Consider the following 23,465-nt stretch of genomic DNA (forward strand, 5'->3'; position numbering starts at 1 on the left):
GGTGGTGCCGTCGTAGGTCTTGCCCGAGGCCGTGATCGCGCCGCTGATGGCCAGCTTGGCGATATCGGCCAGCGTCGTCGTGTTCACCGACGTCAGGCTGTAGTTGCCCGCGTCCAGCCCGGCCAGCGCGCCCGAGACATTCACCGTCTTTCCCGTGCCGGCGTTCTTGTCCGCGAAGCTGCCCGAGGTCGACAGCGAGATGCTGTCGCCCGCCACCGTGCCCGTCAGCGTGCCGCTGGTCGTGGCCGAGGTGGTGCCATCGTAGGTCTTGCCCGCCGCCGTGATCGCGCCCGTGATCGCCAGCTTGGCGATGTCGGCCAGCGTGGTCAGGTTGTAGCCGCTCAGGGAGTAGTTCTGGGCGTCCAGGCCGCCCAGGCTGGCGGACAGATAGACCGTCTTGCCCGTGCCGGCATTCTTGTCCGAGAACAAGCCAGAAGTGTTGAACACCACCTGGTCGCCGCCAAGCACCCCGGTCAGCGTGCCGCTGGTCGTGGCGGACGTCGTGCCGTCATAGGTCTTGCCGCCGGCCGTGACGCTGCCGCTGACGGACCGGGGCGTGATGTCGGCGTAGGCGGTGGCGCTGCCGCTCTCCAGATAATAATTCTGCGCATCGATGCCGCTGAGCGAGATGCCGCTGATCGTCACCGTCTTGTTGTTGCCGGCGTTCTTGTCCGTGAACATGCCGCCATAGGCATTGACGTCGACCCGGTCACCGGAGACGAGGCCATCCAGGCTCTGCAGAGAGACCGTCGCATCGGCGCTGCCATCGTAGATCTTGTTGAGGGCGTTGTAGTTGGCGCTCACGCCCTTCTTGGCGATGGTCAGCGACAAGTCATCGCCGTAGCTGATGTCGTAGCCCAGCTGATCGGAATACAGGCTGCCATTGACCGTCAGCGTGCCGTTGTTCACCGTATAGACACCGGCATCCTTGGCGCTGGTCTGGTAGGTGATCGAGCCGCCGAGCACCGCGTTGGGGATAGACGCGATATACGACGTGCCGCCCGACACTTGGCCGTCGTAAGTCTTGCCTGCCAGGCTGACCGTGACCGGTTTGAGAAAGGCGCGCAGCAGCGGGCCGCTCTGGCCATCGTACAGGCGCCAGACCGTATCGCTGCCGCCGGCGTTGTCTATGCTCCAGCCCTCGGCCACGAACGTGGAGAGCTGCTTGAGTTCGGCCGCGCTCTTGCCGGTGGCGCCCGTATAGACAATGATGAGAGTGGTCGCCGTCAGATCGCTGTTCCAGAAGGAGTGTTCCAGCACCCCCCCGTTCTGCCCGGTCACGCCTCCGGCCAGGATTCCCGGCAGGGACTGGCTGAAGTCCGCGTTGCCATAGGCATAACGCACAGTGCCACCATTCCAGCCCACGACCCCGCCCAGGAATCCCGAGGGGACAAAGTTGTTGGACACCGTCCCATCGAAGTACACGTTCTCGACAAGACCCTTATTCCAGCCCACCAGGCCACCCAGGTAATCAAGGCCCTTCACCTGGCTGCCCATGGCGAAGGAGCCGATGAGGGTGCCGATGCTATAGCCCGCCAGGGCGCCGGTATAGTTTGCGCCCTGGATCTGGGCATTGACCAGGCCGACATCCCTGATCAGGCCGGTGACATCGACCCAGCCGAACAATCCCGTTCCGGTCTGATAGCGCGTGATGTTCACGTCGCGTATCACATGGCCTTGCCCATCCAGGCTGCCGCTGAACAGCCAGGAACTATTGCCGATAGGCTGGAAACCCTCGGCGCCCCACATCCCTTGCGACTGCATGGCGAAGTCGCGCGTCAGGAAATACTCGCCGTCCAGCTTGTAGGCCATCAGCTGCAGCTGATGATCATTGCCGATGCCAACGCTGTATTCGCTGGCCAGCATGGGCCGCGTCTGGCCTTCGATCATGATCCACTGGGCCTTGCCCTGGGCGTCCTTGGCCACCCAGACATCCGTGCTGCCCGGGGCCTGCGACCAGTTGCCGAACGCGGTGTAACTGGCGTGCTGGTAGCCGAGATTGCTGTTGATGCCGGTGACGCTCGGGTCCAGCGTATAGAAGCCGCCCACGGCATTGGCCAGGCCCGTGGTGGTCACATCCCAATGGGAGTTGGTGAGGGTGCCGGCCATGCCGTAGCCGACCAGCCCCCCGGCCAGGCTGCCATTGACCTTGCCGGAGGCATAGGCATTGGTCACCGAGCTGCCATCGTGGCTCGTGCCCACCAGGCCGCCCACGCCCACGCCGCTGTTATTGCCATTGCCCGAGACATTGCCCAGGGCATAGGCATTGCGTATCGTGCCCAGGTTGACCCCGGCCAGGCCGCCGATATCGCTATTCCCGCCACTGACATTGCCGGTGGCGTAGACATTGTCCAGCACACCCTGGCTGCCGTTATTGCCCACCAGGCCGCCGATGAAAAAACCGCCGCTCTGGCCGGTGACCGTCACCCGCGCATTGGCATTGACGATGGTCCCGGTGTTCGAGCCCACCAGGCCGCCGACATTGGCCGACCCACTTAACACGCCCGTGGCCGAGACATTGCGCAGCATGCCGGCATTCTCGCCCGCCAGCGTGCCGGCATAGCTGCCGCCCACCACCTGGGCATTGTCCAGCGCCAGGTCGCGCACCGTGCCGGAGCTGGTCACATTGCTGAACAGGCCGTTACTGCCATTGCCCGGCAGGCCGATGGTCAGGTTGCTGATCGTATGGCCCAGGCCGGCGAAGGTGCCGGACAGCGAATTGATCACCGAGCGGGTATACGAAGTGCCGCCCATGTCGATGTCCTGCGCCAGCGCGTAGCGGCCATTGCCCGCGGCCACCTTGTTGATGATGTCCGCGACCGAGTGCAGCAAGGTATAGGACTGGCCATTGATGGCCAGCGTGGCATTCGCCCCGCTGAGCGTGATGGCGGTATTGACGTAGTAGTCGCTGCCCGCGGCGGCGCTGCCGTTCTGCTTGTAGCCGCCATAGTTGAGCGCCAGGCCGGCCGCCTGGCCGGTGGCGGTGATGGGCGCATTGATGTTGATATCGCCCTGCGCGCTCAGGGTCAGCCTCGTGTCGGCGCTCCACTTGACCGCCGCATTGACGTTGATGTCGCCCTTGCCGCCGCCGCCGGCCAGCGTCTGCAGTTCCACGTTGGTGCCCTGCAGAAGGGCCGCCAGCGTATCCGCCCCGATGCCGCCGCTGGCCGCCGCGCCGGCACCGGCGCTCACCGTGAAATCGGTCGGGTCGATCAGCCAGTTGCCGGTCTTGCCCGCCGCCGCCTTGGTGCTGATATTGGCCCCGCCGGCAATGGCCACCGTGGCCGCCGAGGTCTCGATAAAGCCGCCATTGCCGCCGGCCGGCGCGCTGGCGTCCAGCGTGCCGCCCACGGCGATGCGGTCATTGACCATGTCGCCCAAGAGCATGATCTGCCCCTGCTCGCCCGTGGCCAGCGTGCGCGCCTGCGTGATGCCGGTATGGTTGATGACCGTGCTGGCCAGTTCTCCGGCCGCCTTGGCCGTCAGGTACACCAGCCCGCCATCGGCGCGGATGGCCCCGCCCTGCTCGATCAGCGCATCGAGCGCGCCGGCCTCGACTTCCAGCTTGACCGGGCCGCCCAGGTCCAGCTTGACGCGGCTGCCCGCCCCGATCAGCACATTGCCCCGGTCGGCCACCAAGGTGCCGGTGTTGGTCACCTTGGCGGCGATCAGCGCGATGGAGCCGCCCGGCGCGGCGGTGATATTGCCCTGGTTGACGATGGCATTGCTGCCCGCGCCCTCGAAGCGGTAATTGCCCGCCAGGAAGTCCGCGGTGCTGATGTTCAGCGTGCTGGCCACCAGGCCGCCCACATTGACCTGCGCCGTCGGCGTGAACAGCACCCCATTCGGGTTCACCAGGAAGACCTGGCCATTGGCGTTCAAGGCGCCCTGGATGACCGACACATCCGATCCCAGCACCCGGTTCAGCGCCACCGCGTCGCGGCCGGGCTGGTTGAAATTGACCGTCTTGCCCTGCCCGATCGAGAAGCTCTGCCAGTCGATGGCCAGCTTGCCGCTCGATTGGTCGATATTCATGGTGTTGCCGTTCTGGCGGATGCCGCCCGAACCGGCCACCACCTGCCCGCCCGTGGGCAGATCGGCCGCCAGCGCCGCCGAAGACGCCAGCAGCGCCGCGCTCAATACCGCGGCCGCCGCCGGCCGGCCGCGCTTGCGGCGGCTGTTGGCATGCTCGGCCACGGGTACGAAAGCTCCCAGGCTGTCGTTCCAGACCAGACGATAGATGTGGTTAAGGGAAGGCATCTTCATGGCAATATCCGGCAGCGTCACAATTTGTAAATTTAGCGGCTGAAATATACAGATAGTTGCCTGGCTCAATCTGAGCAAATCTGAGCACTTCGTAATTTTGTGGATATACATCGCACAAAATCAGCGATAAACCGGCGTTTATCGCCCATTCCCTCCTGATCGGCCGGCGTCGGCGCGTTGCAACAAAGCGTCTTCTATGCCGCAAGCGCCGCCGGCCCGCCCGGCAAGCTCAGGCGAAAGCAGATCGGCGCCTCGCCCCCGGCCGAGACCAGCGCCACCGCGCCGCCCAGCCGTTCGGCGATGGAGCGCACCAGGTACAGGCCCAGGCCCGCGCCCGGGCGGGCCTGGGCGTTTTGCCCGCGGTAATACTTCTGGAACAGCCGGCCCTGGTCGGCCTCGGCGATGGGCTTGCCCGGATGGGCGATATCGATATGCAGGCCGCCGCCCCCCTCCGCCAGGCGGACCCGGATGACGGCCTCCGCCGGGCAATGGCGGTCGGCATTGGCCAGCAGATTGCGCAGGGCGATGCGCAACAGCCCGGCATCGCAGACCCGCGCCGGCGCGCCGCCCTCCAGCAGGACGCGCCCGGGCGCGAACTCGCCGGCCAGTTCGGCCAACAGGGCCCGGGGATCGCAGAGGCTCAGGCGCAGTTCGGCGCGCGGTTCGCGCATGCGGTCATCGGTCAGGTATTCATCGACCAGCGCCAGCAGGCGCATGGCGGCATCGCGGATATTGCCGCAGCGCGCCAGGCTTTTTTCCGCCGGCGCGCCCAGGTTGCGCGCCAGCTGCTGGGCCGAGGTGGTGATGATGGCCAGCGGCGTGCGGAACTCGTGCGACACCATGGCGACGAAGTCGCGCTGCTCGGCGAAGACGCGCCGCTCCATCGCCAGCGACGCCCGCAGCTCGTCTTCCAGCGCCACCCGGCGCTGGATCTCGCCCTGCATCTCCACCGTGCGCAGCGCCACCTCCTTCTCCAGCCGCTGGCTGTGCTGGCGCGCCAGCTCGGCCGCCAGATTGGCCTGGCTGCGCTCGCGCGCGCGGCGCCGGCGCTCGTGGCGGCCGATGATGAACAGGCTCAGCAAGAGCATGTGCGCCATGGTCGCCAGCGTGGACACATATTCGGTGTAGGGGTTGACCGGCAGCACGCCCAGGTTGCGCAGAAAAGCCAGCAGCACGCCCAGATAGAACACCCCGAACACCAGCAGGAAAAAGCGCGCCGGCCGCCAGCCGCGCCGCAGCAGATAGAGCGCGCTGCCCGTCAGGCCGACGATGCACAGCAAGGCCAGCATCTGGATGGGCGCCATGCCCTGCCCATAACGGCCCAGCATGACCAGGGCGGCGCAAACCGCGGCCGCCAGCCAGCTCGCCGCTTGCAGCCAGCGCGCCGCGCGGGTCGTCTCCACCTCCAGCTGCTTCAAGGACATGCGCAGGGCCACGGGCAGGCTGACCGCGATGCCCACGCCCAGCCAGCGGTCGCTCCAGTCCACGGGCAGTCCGGTGAGCTGCTGCACCAGGCCCAGCGACAAGACTTCGTTCATGACGCAATTGCCGATATAGGCCAGGAACAGGCCGCTCATGGGCGCGCGCGTGGCGCGCCAGAACAGCGCGTGCAGGCCGATGAGCAGGAGGTAGAAGCCGAAATACAGGCCGAACAACAGGCCTTCGCGCCGCGAACGGTTGTCAAAGGCCAGCCGCTCCCAGACTTCGAGCCGGGTCGCCAGCGCGTTCTTGCTCTGCAACCGCAACATCACGGTATACACGCCGGGCCCCGGGGGCTCGAAAGGGATGACGGGGCTGCGATATTCCACCGGCCAGCGCGAGCGGCTGACGTCCTCGCCGCTATGGCCCAGCAGCGTCCAGGTCTCGTCGCGTCCCATATAGACACGGACATCGTCGAGCAAGGCATTGCTCAACTGCAGCATCCAGCCGCCCGGCGCCATCTCGTCGACCTGCAGGCGCAGCCGCAGCCAGATCGTCGCCGGCGTGAATCCCTGCCCCAGGCTGGCGGGCAAGGCGACCCAGCCCGGCGCCTGGGCCGCGCCCGCGGCGTCGAGCGTGCCCTGCGGGTCGACCAGGCGTTCCATATGGCCCGCGGCATCGGCCATCCGCCCCATGAGCGGCAGGACGCCGGCGCGCGCGCCGCTGCCCGCCAGCAGGCAAGCCAACAAGACCAGCCACGCCCATCGCGTGCGGTAATATTCCGCTTGATTCAAATTCCTTCCCCATGTAACCGGACAGATTACACCAGGCGCAGCCGCCTGCCCCTGAACGCGGAATCCCCATGGCCGAAGTCCTTCTGCTCGAAGACGAGCCCGTGCTGCGCCAGGAACTCTGCGAGTTCCTGGAAGAACAAGGCTATGCGCCGCTGGGCCTGCCGACGCTGGAGGCTTTCGAACAGGCTTTCGATCCGCAGCGCCACCATCTGGCCGTCATCGACCTGGGCCTGCCCGACGGCAATGGCCTGGACCTCATCGAACGCTTGCGGCAAGACGGCCGGCAATTGGGCATCGTGGTGTTCTCCGCGCGCCACGCCAGCGCCGACCGGATACGAGGCCTGGCCACGGGCGCCGATCATTTCCTCGGCAAGGGCTGCGACCTGGACGAGCTGGCCGCCACCCTCGGCGCGCTCAGCCGCCGGCTGCGCCTGGACCCCGGCCCGCGCGCCGCAACGGCCGGATGCTGGATACTGGAAAGCGGCCCGCGCCGCTTGAAGGTTCCCGGCGCGCCGGCGATCGCGCTGTCGCAGCAGGACCTGCAGGTGCTGCGCTGCCTGATGAGCCACGCCGGCCAGAACATCAGCCGGCGCCAGATCATCGAGGCGCTGGGCGCCGACTATCTCGATTACGACCAGCGCCGGCTGGACACCCAGATGCGCCGCCTGCGCCGCCGCGTGCAAGAAGCCAGCGGCCAGCAACTCCCCGTCAAGACGCTGCGCAACAGCGGCTATTGCTTCTATCTGCCGGCCGCCGTGCAGCCCTGAAGCCGCGATGCGGCGCGGCCCGCCGGCAAGACTGTCCACCCCTTGGACACGACGGAACAGGACGCACAAGAATATTGCGGGTAAACCCTAGGTTTTATGTTTTTTTTGCGAAAAACCGACATCCAGCAGCAACTTTTAGTAGCGTTATCCGATATTCCCCCGGAGCAAACGGGTATTCTTCGTGCTCTTGGTCGAAAATCCGCGCTACATCGCGCATCCGACCTCCAGGCCGGGCACGACCCGGCCGGATCCCTATTAGCTATTCGAGACAACGAGGGTGGTACTCAATATGCAATTCAAGCCCCAGAAACTGCTGGTCGCGCTCGCCGCCGCCGGCCTCATCCCGGCCGCCCACGCCGCGGACATCAAACTCGGCGTGGCCGAGGCCCTGTCGGGCGGTGCCGCCCAGTACGGCGTGTCGATCCGCAACGGCTTCCAGCTGGCCGCCGATGAAATCAACGGCGCCGGCGGCATCAATGGCAACAAGCTGGTGCTGGTGGTCGAAGATGAGCAAGGCAAGAAAGAAGAAGCCATCAACGTCTTCAAGAAACTGATCTTCAAGGACAACGTCCTGATGGTCTTCGGCCCGACGCTGTCGAACTCGGCCCAGGCCGCCGACCCCATCGCCCAGGCCGCCAAGACCGTGGTCTTCGGCACCTCCAACACGGCTGACGGCATCACCTCCATCGGCAACTATGTGTTCCGCAACTCGGTCACCGAAGCCGACGTGCTGCCGGCCACCATCTCCACGGTCAAGGCCAAGACCGGCCTGAAGAACGTCGCCGTCCTCTACGGCAACGACGACGTCTTCACCAAGAGCGGCTACGACAACTTCAAGAAGGCCCTGGAAGACCAGAAGATCCCGGTCACCACGACCGAGACCTTCGCCAAGGGCGACGTGGACTTCAAGGCCCAGCTGACCAAGATCAAGGGCACCAACCCCGATGCCATCGTGCTGTCGGCCTTGCTGGCCGAAGGCGGCCCCATCATGGTGCAGGCGCGCCAGCTGGGCCTGAACGTGCCGGTCATCGGCGGCAACGGCATGAACTCGGTCAAGATCTTCGATCTGGCCCCGGGCGGCGCCTCCAACAACCTGTGGATCGGCAGCCCCTGGTCGATCGAGAACAAGACGCCGGAAAACAGCAAGTTCATCGACGCCTACAAGGCCAAGTTCGGCAACGCCCCGGACCAGTTCTCGGCCCAGTCGTATGACGCCATGTACATCGTCGCCCAGGCCCTGAAGAACACCAAGCTGACCGGCGACCTGCCCAAGGACCGCGCCGCCCTGCGCGACGCCCTGCCCTCGGTGCAATGGACGGGCGCCACCGGCGCCTTCAAGTTCCGCCAGGCCAATGACCGCGCCGGCAAGCCGGCCGGCTACGATGCCGACCAGGCGCCGATCATCAGCGTCACCAGGGACGGCAAGTACGTCATCGAGAAGTAAACTGCCGCGCTGTCGGCAGGCCGCCTCTCTATCGGGAAGCACAGCGCCTTGCGGAAGACACAATCCTCCGCAAGGCGCTTGATTTGGGAAGTCCCTCATGTTGGAACAACAATTCGTCAACGCGCTCTCGCTGGGCAGCGTTTACGCCCTCTTTGCGCTGGGATTCACACTGGTCTTCGGCGTGCTCGGCGTCATCAACCTGGCGCATGGGGCAGTATTCATGGTCGGCGCCTATGCGGCCCTGACCGTGGTACAGCATTTCGCCATGCCTTTGTGGCTGGCGCTCATCGTGGCCTTCGTCGTCGCCGGCCTGACCGGCATGCTCATCGACTATCTGGTGCTCAAGCCGCTGCGCAAGCGCAACGCGCCCCACCTGATCCCGATGATCGCGACCATCGGCGTGGGCATCATCCTGAACAACGCCGCGCAAGGCATCTTCGGCGCCAGCAATCTGCGCTTCCCGCATGGCACGGTGCCCGAGGAAGTCATCGAGATCGCCGGCCTGCACCTGACGGTCATCGAGCTGGGCATCATCTTCCTGTCCTTCGCGCTCATGGCCGTGCTGATGTTCATCATGCGCCGCACCCAATTCGGCCGCGCGCTGCGCGCCATCGCCGAATCGCCCAAGGCCGCCTGGCTGCTGGGCATCAACGTCGAAAAACTGTTCATCACCACCTCGTTCGCCGCGGCCGCCCTGGGTGGCGTGGCCGGCGTGCTGATCGGCCTGTATTCGAACGCGCTCTTCCCGCTCATGGGCCAGCCCATGCTGCACAAGGGCATCGCGGTCATCATCCTCGGCGGCATGGGCGACATACGCGGCGCCATGCTGGGCGGTCTCTTCCTGGGATTCGCGGAGGTGCTGTCGGTCGCCTACATCGGCTCGACCATGCGCGATGCCGTGGCATTCGGCCTGCTGTTCCTGATCCTGCTGGTGCGTCCGCAGGGCCTGTTCGGCAAAGTGGTTCAACGCAAGGCGTAAGTGATGAGCGGATTCGAGAATTTCTGGGCCATTTATGGCAACCTGGTGCTCACGCTTGGCACCAACGCCCTGCTGGCGCTTTCCATCTGGCTGACCCTGGCCTGCGGCATGCTGGCCATGGCCAACGCGGCCTTCATGGGCATCGGCGCCTACACGGCGGCGCTGCTGACGATGAACTACGAGGTGTCCTTCCCGGTGGCCTTGGCCGGCGGCATGCTGGCGCCGGCCGTGGTGGCGGCCATCATCGGCCTGCCCACCCTGCGCCTGTCGGGCGTCTACCTGGCCATGGCGACGCTGGGCTTTGGCGAAGTGGTGCGCGTGACGGTGCTCAATACCGAGTCGGTCACCGGCGGCGCCCTGGGCCTTAACGGCATCCCCCAGGTGACCCAATGGTGGCATGTGGCGCTCGCGCTGGTGATCGTGCTGTTCGTGCTGTGGCGCGTGCGCCGCTCCAAGATCGGCCGCGCCTTCGACGCCATCCGCGGCGACGAAACCGCCGCCGGCCTGATGGGCATCGATGTGCGCGCCAACAAGATGCTGGCCTTCGTGGCGGGCGCCATGATCGCCGGCCTGGCCGGCGCGCTCAACGCCCATCTGACCTTCTTCATCGGCCCCAACGAATACGGCTTTGACCGTGGCGTCGAAATCCTGACCATGGCCATCCTGGGCGGCATCGGCGGCCTGGCCGGCCCGGTGCTGGGCAGCACCATCATCACGGTCCTGCCCGAGCTGCTGCGCGGCTTCGCGGATTTCCGCCTGGTCATCAACGGAGTGATCCTGGTGGTGATCGTGTTGTTCCTGCCGCAAGGCATCTGGGATCCGGCGCGCTTCAAGCGCTGGACGCGCCAGGGAGGCAAGCGCCATGCTTGAGCTTTCCTCCATTTCCAAGAATTTCGGCGGTCTGCACGTCCTGCATGATGTCAACCTGTCGGTGCCCGAGGGCAGCATCTACGGCCTGATCGGCCCCAATGGCGCCGGCAAGACCACGGTGTTCAACCTCATCACCGGCCTGCTGCCGCCCAGCGGCGGCAACATCACCTTCAAGGGCGAGAGCCTGTTGAAGCGGGCGCCGCACAAGATCACCCGCATGGGCATTGCCCGCACCTTCCAGAACATCCGTCTCTTCAAGGAGATGACGCTGCTGGAAAACGTGGTGGTGGGCGCCTACCGGCACATGAACTACGGCCTGCCCGGCCTGCTGCTGAGCCTGCCTGGTTTCCGCGAGCACGAGCGGCGTGCCCGCGAGCGCGCCCATGAGCTGCTGACCTGGATGCGCCTGGACCACAAGGCCAATGACCTGGCCGACAATCTCTCCTACGGCGAACAGCGCCGGCTGGAGCTGGCGCGCGCGCTGGCGACCGAGCCCAAGCTGCTGTTGCTGGACGAGCCGGTCGCCGGCATGAACACCGGCGAGCGCGCCGAACTCATGCGCGAGATCCTCGCCATCCGCGAACGCGGCTACACCATCCTCATGATCGAGCATGACATGCGCTTCGTGATGGGCCTGTGCGAACGCATCGCGGTGCTCAACTTCGGCAAGATCATTGCCTGCGGCGGTCCGGACGAGATCCGCAACAATGAACAGGTCATCGAGGCCTACCTGGGCCGCGAAGACGACGAAGACACTGAACAGGCGGAGGCCGTGCAATGAGCGCCATGTTGGAAGTCCGTGGGCTCGAAGTGAACTACGGCCATATCGAAGCGGTGCGCGGGATCAGCCTGGACCTGCGCGCCGGGGAAATCACCGCGCTGGTCGGCGCCAATGGCGCCGGCAAGTCCACCACGCTGCTGGCGCTGTCGGGCCTGCTGCCCAAGGCCGCCGGCCGGATCGTCTTCGAAGGCGAGGACATCACCAACCTGCCGCCCCACCAGCTGGTGATGCGCGGCATCGTGCAGGTGCCGGAAGGCCGGGCCATCCTGACCACCATGACGGTGCTCGAAAACCTGGAACTGGGCGCCTATCGCCGGGGCCTGAAGAACCTCGACAGCGACCTGGAGTATGTCTTCAACCTGTTCCCGCGCCTGAAAGAACGCATCCACGGCATGGCGGGCAACCTGTCGGGCGGCGAGCAACAGATGCTGGCCATCGGCCGCGCCCTGATGGCCAAGCCGCGGCTGCTGCTGCTGGACGAGCCCTCCATGGGCCTGGCGCCCATCGTGGTGCAGGACATCTTCCGATCGCTGCGCGCCATCAACGCCGACGGCCTGACGCTCTTCCTGGTGGAACAGAACGTGCGCCAGGCGCTGAAGATCGCCCAGCACGGCTATGTGCTGGAAAACGGCGCCATGGCCCTGGAAGGCACCGGACGCGAACTGCTGGGCCATCCCCGCGTGCTGGAAGCCTATCTGGGCGCCTGACGGCGCCGCAGCGCTGCGAAAAAAATGCCTGCGCCGCAGGCATTTTTTTCGCCTCTTGTCCGCCGCATGAGACGGCCGCCTGGCCGGTGTCCGTCACCCGAGGGTCAGGCCGTCAACTGCCCGATGGCCGCGCGCAACTTGTCAGGGTCGACGGGCTTGTGCAGCAGCGGCCAGCCGCGCGCGGCGACTTCGGCCAGGCGCCCGGGGTCGGTGTCGCCGCTGACCAGCAGCGCGGCGATGCCGTCGTCGTTGTATTCCTCGCGCACGCGCTCGATGGCCTCGATGCCCGTGGCGTGCTCGCGCAGGCGGTAGTCGCTGATGACCAGCGCCGGCCGCTCGGTCTCGGCCCCGGTCAGGCACAGCAGCTCGTCGGCGCTGCCGGCGGCCAGCACCCGATAACCCCAACTCTCCAGCAATTGCTGCAAGCCATGGCGGCTGAACCCATCGTCCTCCACCACCAGCACCAGCGGCGCGCCGGCCGGGACATCGGCTGGCGGCGGCAAGCCCGGCGCGTCGGCCACGGCGGCCCGCGTGCGAGGCAGGGTGAGGCCGAACACCGTGCCCCTGCCGGGCCGCGAACGCAGCTGCAGGCGGTGGCCCAGCAGCCGGGCCGTGCGCTGCACGATGGCCAGCCCCAGGCCCAGGCCCTTGTTGCGGTCGCGCTCGGGGTTGCCCAGCTGATGAAACTCCCAGAACACACTCTCCTGCTCATGGGCCGGGATGCCGGGGCCCGTATCCCAGACCTCCACCCGCAGGCCGGCGCCCTCGCGCCGGCAGCCCACCAGCACCCCGCCGTCCCCGGTGTGACGGATGGCGTTGTCGATCAGATTACGCAGGATGCGGTCCAGCAGCGCCGGATCGGAGAGCACCGTGGCCGACACCGGCCGCAGCCTCAAGGTCAGGGACTTGGCGGCCGCCTGGGGCGCGAACTCGCGCTGCAGCCGCCGCAGCAGCGGCCCCAGCGCGACGGGCTCCACGCGCGGACGCACGACGCCGGCATCCAGGCGCGACAGGTTCAAGAGCCCGTCGAACAAACCGCCCATGGCCTGGACCGCCTGCGAGATATTGTCCACCACGCGGCGGCTGTTCTCGGGCAGCGGCTGCTCGCGCAGCACGCCGACGAACAGGCTCAGCGCATGCACCGGCTGGCGCAGGTCGTGGCTGGCCGCCGCCAGGAAGCGCGACTTGGCCAAGTCGCTGCGCTCGGCGGCCTCCTTCTCGTGCTGCAGGCGAGCCAGCAGGTCCAGGTTGTCAAAGCGCAGGCGCAGCGAATCAAGCTGGGTGCGATGCATGCGGTGGGCAAACGCCAGCGACACGGCCAAGTAGAGGATGCCGGCGATGCCCATCACCGTCAGCAAGGTGTCGGGGCGCGCCGCCAGCACGAACATGGTCGGCAGGAAATACGGCAGCATGAAGCTGTGGAGCAAGGGCAGATCGATGCAATAGGCATAGATGGCGCCCGTGCCCATGGTCAGGAGGGCGATGATGAAGAACATCTGGTAATGCAGGGGCACATGCGCGATCCAATAGGCCACCGGCAGCCCCCAGGCCAGGCCGCTCAGGAAGACGCCCAGCAGCATGCGGCGGCGCCAGCGGCGGCCCGCCTCCCGCTGCGCCGGCGAAGGCGGCTCGTCGAGCCGCGGAAAACGCCGGGTGTCGCGCCAGCGCAGCAGCGACAGCAGCACATTGCCCCCCGCCCAGCAGGCCAGCTCGGCGTCCGGCACCACATCGGCCAGGGCGGCGACCACCAGCACCATGGTCAGCAGGGTGCCTAACAAGGAAAAAGGCAGGTTGCGCCGCAGCACCAGCAGGCAGGCGGCGAACACGGGGTCGGGCGAGGCAGGACGCATCGGCGGCGGCGGGGCGAAGACGGAAGGCCCATTGTCGCCGTTTCCGGGCCCGGCGGCACGCCGGCCGCGACGGTGCTTCCTCAGCCGCCGATCACGCCCTGCTCCACCCAACGGCGCAAGTCCGCCTCGTCATGTCCCAGCCAGCGGCCGAACACGTCCCGATTGCCGGCCCCCAGGGGCAGGCTGGGTTCGATGGCGCGGCGCGGGCTGCCCTCGAAGACCAGCGGCGAATGCGGCAGGACCACCTCGCCCAGCTCGGGATGGCGCAGGCGTTGCAGGCTGCCGCGCGCATGCATGTTCTCGTCCTGCATGACCTCGGCCAGTTTGCGCACCGGCGCGCAGGGCACTTTGGCCGCCAGCATGCGCCGCGCGATGTCTTCCTTGTCGTGCTGGCGCGTCCAGCCCTCGATCAGTTCGTCGACCCGCTCGAAGTTGCGCACCCGGTCCGACCGCGTGCGCAGGCGCGGGTCCTCGGCCAGGTCGGCCCGCCCCAGCACGTCCAGGATGGCGCGGAAATGATGGTCGCCCGGCGCATTGAGCACCACATAGCCGTCGCGCGCGGCATAGACGTTGTAGGGCGAGATGCCCAGGCCGCCATGGCGGTTGCCGGTGCGCGCCGGCGCGGCATCGCCGCGCGCGTGCAGCATGCCCAGGTTGGACGCCAGCGAGGCATAGGTGGCGTCCTGCATGGAGACTTCCACCACCCTGCCCTGCCCGCTTTGCGCGCGTTCATACAAGGCGGTCACGATGGCCGCATAGAGATGGATGCCCGCCATGAAGTCGCAGATGGCCGCGCCGGCCTTCACCGGAGGCTGGTCCGGATAGCCGGTGGAATCGATGACGCCGCTCATGGCTTGCATGACCAGGTCCATGGCGGGATAGTCGCGATAGGGGCCGTCCTTGCCATAGCCGGAACTCGATCCATAGACCAGCCTGGGATTGAGCTTCAACAGCTCGTCCGCGCCGACGCCCAGCCGGTCCATGACGCCGGGCGCGAAATTCTCCACCAGGATATCGGCGCGCGCCACCATCTCGCGCAACAGCGCCCGCCCCTGCTCCGCCTTGAGGTTGAGCGTGACGGGTTTTTTATTGGAATTGAGCATGGCGAAGGGCAGCGCCGCGCCGCCCATGTCGCCCCGGCTGCGCAGGTGCTCGCCCTGGAAAGGCTCGACCTTGATCACCTCGGCGCCGGCCATGGCCATCAGGAAAGTGGCGTAGGGCCCGTTGTAGACGTGCGAAAGATCGATGACCGTCACTCCTGCCAGGGGCAGGGCGCGCTGCCCGCCCATGCTTGCCGCATTCATGGTTTTCGTCTCCGTGGTCATGCTTTGCCGGCCGCCCGCTCCAGCACCCTGCGCGCCGCGCGGTAGTGCGGGCGATCCAGCATCTTCCCGTCCAGCGCGACCACCGCCGCGCCGCCGGCCTCCTGGAAAGCGCGCAGCACACGTTCGGCCTGCCGCAAGGCTTGCGGCGCGGGCGTGAAGGCTTCGTTGATCACCGCCACCTGCGCCGGATGGATGGCCGCCTTGGCCGAGAAACCGTCGCGCAGGGCATCGAGCGCCTCGGCGCGCAGACCTTGCAGGTCGCGGAAGTCGGGATAGACCGCGTCGATGGCCGGCACGCGCGCGGCCGCCGCGCCCAGCAGGGCGAGGCTGCGCGCCATCTCGTAGGGCGCGGTATAGCGGCCGGAGGCATCGCGGTTGGCCTGCGCGCCGAGGTCGGCGGCGAGATCCTCGCCGCCCCACATCAAGCCATCCAGGCGCCCGCCTGCTTCGTACTGCGCGGCGCGCAACGTCGCCGCGGCCGTCTCGGTCACGATGGGCAGCAGCCGCAGGCTGCCCGCCGGCAGCCCTTCGCGCACTTCCAGGATGTCCAGATAGCGCGACACGGCCTGGACATCGGCCGCTCCGCCGCACTTGGGCAACAGGATGCCCCGCGGACCGGCGCGCGCCACGGCCGCCAGGTCCGCCAGGGCATGGGGCGTGTCCAGCGCATTGATGCGCACCCACAGCGGCAGGCGGTCGCGATGCCGCGCGACAAAACCAGCGCAGCCCGCGCGCGCCGCGTCCTTGGCCGCTGGCGGCACGGCGTCCTCCAGGTCCAGGATGAGCGCATCGGCGCCGCTGTCCAGCGCGCGTGCGAGTTTGCGCGCATCATGGCCCGGCACGAATAGCAGCGACCGCATCTCAGAACGTCCCCATGCCCAGGAAACCCTCCACCGGATCGAAATCGGCCAGCAATTTCTTGCCCACCAGGTCCTTCAGGGTCTCGGTGGCCCCGCCGCCCAGGGTGCCGTAGCGCACGCCCCGGTAAAAGCGCGAGACCGGATACTCGTCGGTGAAGCCATAGCCACCATGCACCTGCAAGGCCTCGCTGGTCACGCGGATGGCCATCTCATTGACCACCATCTTGGCGATGGCCGCCTCATGCGGGTCCGGGAAGGGATCGGCCGTCAGGCAGGCGCGATAGAGCAGCGAACGCCCGGCCTCGATCTCGCGGTACATATCGGCCAGCTTCCAGCGTATGCCCTGGAACTCGCCCACGCTGTGGCCGAAGATCTGGCGCTCGCGCACATATTTGATGGCCTCCTCGAACGCGCCTTCGGCCAGGCCCAGCGACACGCTGGGATTGAGGCAGCGCTGGGTATTGAAGGCCGACAGCAGCTTCTTGAATCCCCCCTGGCGCAGGATGACGTTCTCCACCGGCACCTCGCAATTGTCGAACTGGATCTCGGCCAGGTTCTCGCCGCCCATGGTGTGATAGCGCGCCGTCACGCTGAAGCCCGGGGTATTGCGGTTGACCAGGACGCAGCCTATGCCTTCGCGGCCGGGCGTGCCGTCGATGCGGCTGAAGACCACGAACCACTCGGCCTCGTCGGCGCGGCTGATCAGGGTCTTGACGCCCTTGACGATCGCGCGGTCGCCCTTGATGACGGTGTTGGTGCGATAGTTGGGCACATCGGTGCCCGCATGCGGTTCGGTCATGCACACGGCCAGCATGGCCTCGCCCGTGCAGACCTTGGGCAGGATGTCGCGCTTCATGCCCGGCGGCGCATAGGTCGAGATCACGCGCACCTGCACGCCGACCTCGCCCATCAAGGCCATGGCCGTGGCATAGCAGACCTTGGACACCTCCTCGATCACCAGCGCCGTATCGAAGACCGCGAGATCGGAGCCGCCGTACTCCTCGGGAATCGACATGCCCAGCACGCCGATGGCCGCCAGGTCGCGCAGGTTTTCCCACGGAAAGGTGCCGTCCAGGTACTTCGTGGCGCGGTCGCGGAACTTGTCGCGCGCCAGTTCGCGCACCGTGCCCACCAGGGCGCGTTGTTCGGACGTCAGTTGCAGGCGTGGATGGCTCATGGATTCCTCGATGTGATGAAGCCGCGCGGCGACAGGCCGCGCCGGTGTTTGTCGCGCCTCAGCGCAAGGTGTCGGTAGAACGGGGCGCGGCCCGCCCGGATCGTCCCGCGGCGCATCGGGACTCATACCGGTTCCTCGCCGAAAGCCTGGCGCAGGCCGTCCCGGAACGCGGGATGCGCGATGGCCAGCAGCCGGGCCCGGCGCTGCCGCAATCCCACCCCGCGCAGATGCGCCGCGCCATACTCGGTGACGACCACGTCCACGTCGCTGCGCGCCGTGGTGACCGGGCCGGACAGCCGTGCCACGATGCGCGAGCGCGCGCCATCCGGCGTGGTGGACGGAAAGGCCAGGATGGACTTGCCGCCGGGCGAAGCCATGCCGGCGCGCACGAAGTCCACCTGCCCGCCCACGGCCCCCAGATAGCGTCCACCCGCCACTTCGGCATTGACCTGGCCGCTCAGATCGATCTCGATGGCCGAATTGATGCTGTGCAGTGCATGCAGGCTGGCGGTCACCGCGAGCGCATGCGTGTACTCGGCGCCGCGCATGGACACCAGGCCCGACGCCGCCGCGAAGCGCCGCAGGCGCGCGGTGCCGAACAGGCCGCCCGTCACGCTGCGGCCCGCATCGCGCCCCTTGTGCGCATTGCTCACCACCCCGGCCTCGACCAGGTCCACCAGCGCGTCCGAGACCACGCCGCTGTGCACGCCCAGCTCGCGGTGCCCCATCAGGGCGCGCGCCACGGCGGCGGGCAAGGTGCCCACGCCCAGCTGCAGCGTGGCGCGGTCGGGCACCAGGGCCGCCACCTGGGCGGCCACGGCATCTTCCACCGCCGAGGACCGGGGCTCGGGCATTTCCACCAGGCGCTCGTCACGCTCGACCAGCAGATCGATGTCGTCCGCCGCCACCGCCGCATCCTCGCCGAGGGCCGGCAAGGCGGGATTGAGCAGCGCGATGACCACCCGGGCGCGCGCGATCATGGCCGCCGTGAAATCCGCGATGACGCCGAGGCTGTAGCGGCCGTCGGGCAATGGCGTGACCTGGATCAACAGCACGTCCAGCGGCAGCGCGCCGCCGCGCAAGAGCGCCGGCAAGGCGCTCACATGCAGGGGATAGCATTCGGCGTCGGCGGTCGCCCGGCGGCTGCCGCCCGCGCCATTGAGCGCATGCAGGGCAAAGCGGCGGGACAGTCCGGGCCGCAGGGTATCGCTCGCCGTCAGGCCGAACAGCAGCCCCCGGTCCGGCAGGCTGTCGGCCTGGTCCAGCAGGGCGCGCGTCAGCGCCAGCGGCTCGCCCGGTCCCTGGGGCCAGGCAATCACATCGCCCGGCCGGGTCCACTCGCTCAAGCGCAGGTCCTGGATCGCACAGCGGCGCATGGCTACTCCGCCTTCAGGCCGGCATCGCGCGCCAGCTTCTGCCAGCGCTGGTAGTCCGCGCGGATGAGCTCGCTGAAGGCCTGCGCGCTGCCCGGACGCGGCGTGATGCCTTCGCGGGCCAGCACTTGCTGCATCTCGGGGGTGGCCAGCGCGGCGTTGAGTTCGGCGTTCAGGCGCTGCACGATCCCGGCCGGCAGCTTGGCCGGCCCGCTCAGCCCCCACCACACTTCCAGCTCGAATCCGGGCAAGCCGGCTTCGGCCGCCGTGGGCATCTCGGGCAGCAGGGGCGAACGCTGGGCGCTGGTCACCGCCAGCCCGCGGATGCGCCCGTCGCGGATAAAGGGCGCGGCCGAGGGCACGCTGGGCAGCATGACCTGCAGGCTGCCGGCGAACATATCGTTGAACGCCAGCGAGATTCCCTTGTAAGGCACGTGCACCAGCTTGATGCCGGCCGCGTGCGCCACCAGCTCGGTGCCAAGATGGTTGATGCCGCCCACGCCGGCGGTGCCGTAGTTCAGCGTGCGCGGCTTGGCGCGGGCCAGCGCGATCAGCTCGCCCAGGGTCTTGGCCGGCACCGCATTGCCCACCGCGATCACAAAAGGCCCCGAGCCGATCTCGCCGATGGGTTGCAGGTCCGTGACCGGGTCATAGGGCAGTTTCTTGCCCACCACCGCGTTGGTCATGATGGACTCGGACGCGAACAGCAGCGTGTATCCGTCGGGCGCGGACTTGGCCACGAACTCGGTGCCGATGGAGCCGCCCGCCCCGCCGCGGTTCTCGACCACCACCGGCTGGCCCAGGCGATCGGTGAGCTTGGCGCTGACCACGCGCGCCACCACATCGTTGCTGCCGCCCGGGGCGAAGGGCACGATAAGCCGTATCGGACGCTCGGGCCAGGCCGCCGCTGCCGACATGGCTTGCGCCGCCAGCGCGAAGGCCGCCACGATCGGCGCGCAACGCGCCAGGATCCTGCCAGTGTGAATCCGCATCTCTGTCTCCTTGTTGTCGTCCGGCGCTGCCTGCCGCCGGTTCGGGGTCCGTCCGGATCAGCGCCGCGCCACCATCGCGGCGGCCAGCTCGCGCACGTCGCCAAGTGTCTCCAGATCCATCACCAGCTCGCGCAGATGCCCGGGGGCATCGGCGGCAAAGCGCAAGGCCGAGGCCGCGAAGCAGTCGCCGGCCTTGGCGTCGCGGGCCGCCCGCGTCATGGGCCGGGCCGGATCGCCTTCGGGACGATCCACCCGCTCGCGCAGCACCGTCCCGTCGCGCAGCCGCAGCTCCAGCAGCGCGGGCGACACACCACGCCCCCAGTCGCGTTCCAGCGCATCGTCCACATAGGGCTGGACCCGGGCGGCGACCGCCAGCAGGTCTTCACGGCGCCAGGCATCCGCCTCGAAGTGCGCCAGCGTCACGGCGCCGTCGACCAGGGCCGCGGCCACGGTATACGGGAGGCTGAACTGGGCCTGCACGGTGGACTGCGGCGCCCGGCGCACCGCCGGCGGCGTGCACACCGCCTCATAAGCCTGGCGGTTGAGCCCCACGCGCAGCGATTCGATGTCGGCGGGCGCGATCGCGTGGCGCCGCCGCAGCGCCGCCACGGCGTCGATGCCGGTGTGGTTCAGGCGGCAGCAGGGGTAGGGCTTGTAGCTGAGATTGAGCAGCTCATAGCGCCGCCCCAGGCCCTCGCGCAGCGCGGCGCGGTCGCAGGCGCCGCGCAGATAGACGCGCAGAAAACCGTCCAGGCCCTCGAAGGTGGCCTGCGCGCCGCGGATGCCGCGCCGCGCCATCTGCGCCGACACCAGCGCTGCCTTGGCCGCGAAGCCCGGCTGCATGCGCTTGGTGAGCGCGCCATCGCGCGTGACCTGGTGATTGCCGGCGACTTGCGAATAGCCGATGCCGATGGCGTTGAGCGTCTGGCCAGGCGACAGGCCCAATACCCGCGAGGCGGCGACCGTGGCGGCGAAATGCCCGAACAGCGAGGTATACATATACCCGCTCTCGACGATGCCGATGCGCGTGGCCACGCCCAGGCGGCAGATGGTCTCCAGCCCGGCGGCCACCGCCGCGATGAAGTCCGCGCCGCTGGCGCCGCCGGCCAGCTCGGCCGCGGCCAGCGCGGCCGGCACCACGGACACGCCGGCATGCAGCACGGCGGCATCGTGGGTATCGTCGTAATCGCGCGCATGGGCCATGGCGCCGTTGACCCAGGCCGCGTGATGCGCGGGCACCTTCAGGCCATGCACCCAGATCGTGGCCTGGGGCGCGCCGCCCCATTCGCCGGCCAGCTCGCGCAATGCGGCGATGCCGGCGGCCGACGAACCCGCCACCGCGCAGGCCAGCGTATCGTGGACATTGGTTTTCACCGCCTGGACCACGGGCGCTTCGAGCGCCTCCAGCCCCAGCCCGGCGCCGAAATCCGCCAGCACTTCGGCAAAATCCGCGGCGCCCGCGGCGTCTCCGGCCGGCACCGCCTGCTCCTGGGAAGGGGTCACCATCTGTCTCCGTTGCGGCATGGCCCTTTGTCCATGCACTGTCTGGGGATATAGTTTAGGAAACGACGACAGGCCACTCCATGGGGATTTTTGGGACACGGCATTCTCGATTCCCGAACAATCCCGCAACAGGCGCGGCGGCGACCGCGAGGCCATCACAAGGGAGACCGGACGCGCGCGTCCGACACCAGCATGCTTATCGATCTCGTGCAGCTCAGGACGTTTGTCGCGGTCGCCGATGAACAGCACCTGACCCGCGCCGCCGAACGGCTGCACATCAGCCAATCCGCCGCCAGCGCCCATGTGCGCGCGGTGGAAGACACGCTGGGCACGCAGCTGTTCGCGCGCACCAATCGCAATCTCGAATTGACCGAGGCGGGCAAGCTGCTGCTGGCGCGCGCCAAGACCCTGCTCAACGAAGCGACGCTGTTCACCTCCTTCGCGCGCGAACTCAACGGCAAAGTCGAAGGCAAGCTCATCGTCGGCTCGACCAGCGAGCCGGTTTCCAGCCGCATCGGCGCCATGATCGCCCGGCTGCGCGGCACCCATCCGCTCATCCATGTGGACCTTCGCGCCCGGCCGTCCTCCAGCTCGCGCGAGGGCCTGCATGGCGGCGAACTGGACCTGGGCCTGTTCCTGGACCGCCCCACCGACCCGGACTTCACTTACTATCAACTGGCGACCATCCCCTTCCGCGTGGCCGGACCCATTGCCTGGAAGGCCCAGATCGAAGCCGCCGACTGGGCCGGGCTGGCGCGCCTGCCCTGGATCGCGCCCAACGAAAACAGCATCGCCTACGCCACCATGCTGCGCCAGCTCTTCGATGAGCGCGGCCTGACCCTGAACGCGGTGGCCTGGTTCGACAACGCCACCCTGGGCCGCGCCATGCTGGAAGCCGGCGTCGGCATGATGCTGATGCGCGAAGAGCGCGTGCGCCAGGGCGTGGCGCAGGGATTGCTGGCGGTCTCGCCGCTGGTCGAGACCGCTTTTCCGCTGTTTCTGGCCCACCTGGCCAGCCGCCGCAACGATCCGCTGGTCGATGCCTTCCTGGGCGCGGCCGCCGAGACCTGGCCCGATATGCGGCGCACGCGCCAGGAGAGCGTCACGGCCCCCGCCTAGGCGAGCGCGCCATCGACGCAACAGCGCGGCGATAGACCCTGATTGACGCGCGGCCCGAATCCTCGGAAACTCAGCAGGCGACTGCTCTCGTCGCTTTGCTTCTGCCCGTTCGGCTTGACCTGCAAGAGATGAGGATGGTTCCGCCATGCCCGGCCGTTTGCCTGCCCCGCCCTCCCTGCGCGCCACGCTGTGCGCCCTCCTGACCACGCTGTCGGTGTCGGCCCATGCCCAATCGGCCGACGACGCCAACACGTCCAACAACCCGCTCCACCCGGCCCTGTCCCTGGGCCTGCAGAACTACTACACCCCCCGGCTGTTCGGCACCTCGTCGCATACCAATGATTTCCTGCTGCGCCCCACCCTGCCCATCGCGCCCGGCGACGGGATAGGCGTGCCGCAGATGCTGCGTCCCACCGTGCCCATCTCGACCCGGCCGCAGGCCGATGGCAGCTACCGCAGCGGCCTGGGCGATATCAGCGTGTTCGATATTTTCCTGCTCCAGCAGGGCAGCGTGGACATCGGCGTGGGGCCGATGCTGACCCTGCCCACCGCGACCGACAGCGTGCTGGGCGCGGGCAAGTGGTCGGGCGGCTTTGCCGCGGTGGCCGTGCACAAGAGCGCGGCCGGCCTGTTGGGCGGCCTGCTCGAGTGGCAGCACTCCTTTGCCGGACAGAGCAACCGCGACACCGTCCATACGGCCACGCTGCAGCCCTTCCTCATCCGCAATCTGCAGCAGGGCTGGTACGTGCGCTCGACGGCCACCTGGACCTTCGACCTGCAGCACAAGGAGTACTACATCCCGCTGGGCCTGGGCGCGGGCCGCGCCTGGCGCATGGGCAAGACCATCGTCAACGCCTACATCGAGCCGCAATGGACCGTCGCCCACAAGGGCGAAGGCCTGCCGCAGTTCACGGTTCTCGCGGGCGTGAATTTCACCTTCGGGCAATAAGCTTTCCGGAGAAGACTCCATGTCGGCGCTGAATCGCAATCTCAGGCTTGGCGCGCCCGCGCTCCTCCTGTCGCTGCTGGCCGCCTGCGCCCAGCCGCCGGCCAAGCCGCGCGCTTATTCTCGCCCACCCGGCCCAAGGACGCTGCCAACTGGATACAGACCCTGCCCGGCAAGAGCTGGTTCACGATCTTCCGTCTCTACGGGCCGCTGCAGCCATGGTTCGACAAAAGCTGGAAGCTGAACGATATCGAAGCGCAATAACGTCCACCGGCAAGCCCACCCACAGGAAA

General features: G+C 67.8%; 18 protein-coding genes. 9 read left to right on the forward strand and 9 right to left on the reverse strand.

Annotated elements, in window-relative coordinates:
* On the reverse strand, positions 1-4,266 hold a 4,266-nt coding region (locus AXA74_RS14815; protein ID WP_155680876.1), incomplete at its 3' end, for a two-partner secretion domain-containing protein.
* A 194-nt stretch (positions 4,267-4,460) separates the two neighbouring features.
* The gene (locus AXA74_RS14820) at positions 4,461-6,479 is read right to left on the reverse strand and encodes a sensor histidine kinase (protein WP_032979096.1); all 2,019 of its coding nucleotides are present in this window, start codon (positions 6,477-6,479) and stop codon (positions 4,461-4,463) included.
* A 68-nt stretch (positions 6,480-6,547) separates the two neighbouring features.
* Between AXA74_RS14820 and AXA74_RS14825 the strand changes: the two genes are divergently transcribed.
* The 6 genes from AXA74_RS14825 to AXA74_RS14850 all read left to right on the forward strand — a co-directional run bounded on the left by AXA74_RS14825 (position 6,548) and on the right by AXA74_RS14850 (position 12,027).
* Positions 6,548-7,246, forward strand: a complete 699-nt coding sequence (locus AXA74_RS14825; RefSeq protein WP_029581468.1) for a response regulator transcription factor — start codon at positions 6,548-6,550, stop codon at positions 7,244-7,246.
* A 289-nt stretch (positions 7,247-7,535) separates the two neighbouring features.
* A complete protein-coding gene (locus AXA74_RS14830) occupies positions 7,536-8,690 on the forward strand; it encodes an ABC transporter substrate-binding protein (RefSeq protein ID WP_029581469.1) in 1,155 nt (384 codons plus the stop codon).
* Between the two features lie 97 nt (positions 8,691-8,787).
* Positions 8,788-9,669 carry a branched-chain amino acid ABC transporter permease gene (locus tag AXA74_RS14835; RefSeq protein ID WP_029581470.1) on the forward strand — a complete coding sequence of 294 codons (882 nt, stop codon included), beginning with the start codon at positions 8,788-8,790 and terminating at the stop codon, positions 9,667-9,669.
* A 3-nt stretch (positions 9,670-9,672) separates the two neighbouring features.
* On the forward strand, positions 9,673-10,539 hold the full coding sequence (locus AXA74_RS14840) for a branched-chain amino acid ABC transporter permease (RefSeq protein WP_029581471.1): 867 nt from the start codon (positions 9,673-9,675) through the stop codon (positions 10,537-10,539).
* Complete coding sequence (locus AXA74_RS14845; protein WP_029581472.1) at positions 10,532-11,320, forward strand: ABC transporter ATP-binding protein; 789 nt, start codon at positions 10,532-10,534, stop codon at positions 11,318-11,320. Before AXA74_RS14840 ends, AXA74_RS14845 begins: the two co-directional genes overlap by 8 nt.
* Complete coding sequence (locus tag AXA74_RS14850; protein ID WP_029581473.1) at positions 11,317-12,027, forward strand: ABC transporter ATP-binding protein; 711 nt, start codon at positions 11,317-11,319, stop codon at positions 12,025-12,027. Before AXA74_RS14845 ends, AXA74_RS14850 begins: the two co-directional genes overlap by 4 nt.
* Positions 12,028-12,131: 104 nt before the next feature.
* On the opposite strand, the gene AXA74_RS14855 is transcribed toward AXA74_RS14850, so the two are convergent.
* From AXA74_RS14855 to AXA74_RS14885, 7 genes are all read right to left on the reverse strand, one after another.
* Complete coding sequence (locus AXA74_RS14855; protein WP_029581474.1) at positions 12,132-13,877, reverse strand: ATP-binding response regulator; 1,746 nt, start codon at positions 13,875-13,877, stop codon at positions 12,132-12,134.
* 80 nt (positions 13,878-13,957) lie between these two features.
* A complete protein-coding gene (locus AXA74_RS14860) occupies positions 13,958-15,181 on the reverse strand; it encodes a CaiB/BaiF CoA transferase family protein (protein ID WP_164725172.1) in 1,224 nt (407 codons plus the stop codon).
* A gap of 17 nt (positions 15,182-15,198) precedes the next feature.
* Entirely contained in the window at positions 15,199-16,062 is an 864-nt protein-coding gene (locus tag AXA74_RS14865) for an HpcH/HpaI aldolase/citrate lyase family protein (RefSeq protein WP_029581476.1), read from the reverse strand.
* Position 16,063: 1 nt separating this feature from the next.
* On the reverse strand, positions 16,064-17,239 hold the full coding sequence (locus AXA74_RS14870; protein ID WP_029581477.1) for an acyl-CoA dehydrogenase family protein: 1,176 nt from the start codon (positions 17,237-17,239) through the stop codon (positions 16,064-16,066).
* 122 nt (positions 17,240-17,361) lie between these two features.
* Positions 17,362-18,615 carry an acetyl-CoA hydrolase/transferase family protein gene (locus AXA74_RS14875; protein ID WP_032979098.1) on the reverse strand — a complete coding sequence of 418 codons (1,254 nt, stop codon included), beginning with the start codon at positions 18,613-18,615 and terminating at the stop codon, positions 17,362-17,364.
* 2 nt (positions 18,616-18,617) lie between these two features.
* Entirely contained in the window at positions 18,618-19,604 is a 987-nt protein-coding gene (locus AXA74_RS14880) for a tripartite tricarboxylate transporter substrate binding protein (protein ID WP_032962906.1), read from the reverse strand.
* Positions 19,605-19,661: 57 nt separating this feature from the next.
* Entirely contained in the window at positions 19,662-21,110 is a 1,449-nt protein-coding gene (locus AXA74_RS14885; protein ID WP_051593951.1) for an MmgE/PrpD family protein, read from the reverse strand.
* Between the two features lie 189 nt (positions 21,111-21,299).
* Here AXA74_RS14885 and AXA74_RS14890 point away from each other — a divergent pair, with 189 nt between their 5' ends.
* The 3 genes from AXA74_RS14890 to AXA74_RS24700 all read left to right on the forward strand — a co-directional run bounded on the left by AXA74_RS14890 (position 21,300) and on the right by AXA74_RS24700 (position 23,436).
* Positions 21,300-22,226: a LysR family transcriptional regulator gene (locus AXA74_RS14890; protein WP_032962905.1), complete on the forward strand. Its 927-nt coding sequence runs from the start codon at positions 21,300-21,302 to the stop codon at positions 22,224-22,226.
* Between the two features lie 145 nt (positions 22,227-22,371).
* Positions 22,372-23,175 (forward strand): hypothetical protein, encoded by an 804-nt coding sequence (locus AXA74_RS14895; protein ID WP_029581482.1) that lies wholly within the window; start codon positions 22,372-22,374, stop codon positions 23,173-23,175.
* An 84-nt stretch (positions 23,176-23,259) separates the two neighbouring features.
* Positions 23,260-23,436, forward strand: a complete 177-nt coding sequence (locus AXA74_RS24700; protein ID WP_223850575.1) for a DUF1214 domain-containing protein — start codon at positions 23,260-23,262, stop codon at positions 23,434-23,436.
* The last annotated feature ends 29 nt before the right edge of the window (positions 23,437-23,465 follow it).

The organism is Bordetella hinzii LMG 13501 (genome assembly GCF_001548475.1).
GTDB lineage: Bacteria > Pseudomonadota > Gammaproteobacteria > Burkholderiales > Burkholderiaceae_B > Bordetella > Bordetella hinzii.

Coding starts and splice junctions, on each gene's coding strand:
- AXA74_RS14830 (WP_029581469.1), top strand. CDS start 7,536: ATGCAATTCAAGCCCCAGAAACTGCTGGTCGCGCTCGCCGCCGCCGGC.
- AXA74_RS14855 (WP_029581474.1), bottom strand. CDS start 13,877: ATGCGTCCTGCCTCGCCCGACCCCGTGTTCGCCGCCTGCCTGCTGGTG.
- AXA74_RS14875 (WP_032979098.1), bottom strand. CDS start 18,615: ATGCGCCGCTGTGCGATCCAGGACCTGCGCTTGAGCGAGTGGACCCGG.
- AXA74_RS14850 (WP_029581473.1), top strand. CDS start 11,317: ATGAGCGCCATGTTGGAAGTCCGTGGGCTCGAAGTGAACTACGGCCAT.
- AXA74_RS14890 (WP_032962905.1), top strand. CDS start 21,300: ATGCTTATCGATCTCGTGCAGCTCAGGACGTTTGTCGCGGTCGCCGAT.
- AXA74_RS14845 (WP_029581472.1), top strand. CDS start 10,532: ATGCTTGAGCTTTCCTCCATTTCCAAGAATTTCGGCGGTCTGCACGTC.
- AXA74_RS14865 (WP_029581476.1), bottom strand. CDS start 16,062: ATGCGGTCGCTGCTATTCGTGCCGGGCCATGATGCGCGCAAACTCGCA.
- AXA74_RS14840 (WP_029581471.1), top strand. CDS start 9,673: ATGAGCGGATTCGAGAATTTCTGGGCCATTTATGGCAACCTGGTGCTC.
- AXA74_RS14895 (WP_029581482.1), top strand. CDS start 22,372: ATGCCCGGCCGTTTGCCTGCCCCGCCCTCCCTGCGCGCCACGCTGTGC.
- AXA74_RS14835 (WP_029581470.1), top strand. CDS start 8,788: ATGTTGGAACAACAATTCGTCAACGCGCTCTCGCTGGGCAGCGTTTAC.
- AXA74_RS14825 (WP_029581468.1), top strand. CDS start 6,548: ATGGCCGAAGTCCTTCTGCTCGAAGACGAGCCCGTGCTGCGCCAGGAA.
- AXA74_RS14880 (WP_032962906.1), bottom strand. CDS start 19,604: ATGCGGATTCACACTGGCAGGATCCTGGCGCGTTGCGCGCCGATCGTG.
- AXA74_RS14885 (WP_051593951.1), bottom strand. CDS start 21,110: ATGGTGACCCCTTCCCAGGAGCAGGCGGTGCCGGCCGGAGACGCCGCG.
- AXA74_RS14860 (WP_164725172.1), bottom strand. CDS start 15,181: ATGAATGCGGCAAGCATGGGCGGGCAGCGCGCCCTGCCCCTGGCAGGA.
- AXA74_RS14870 (WP_029581477.1), bottom strand. CDS start 17,239: ATGAGCCATCCACGCCTGCAACTGACGTCCGAACAACGCGCCCTGGTG.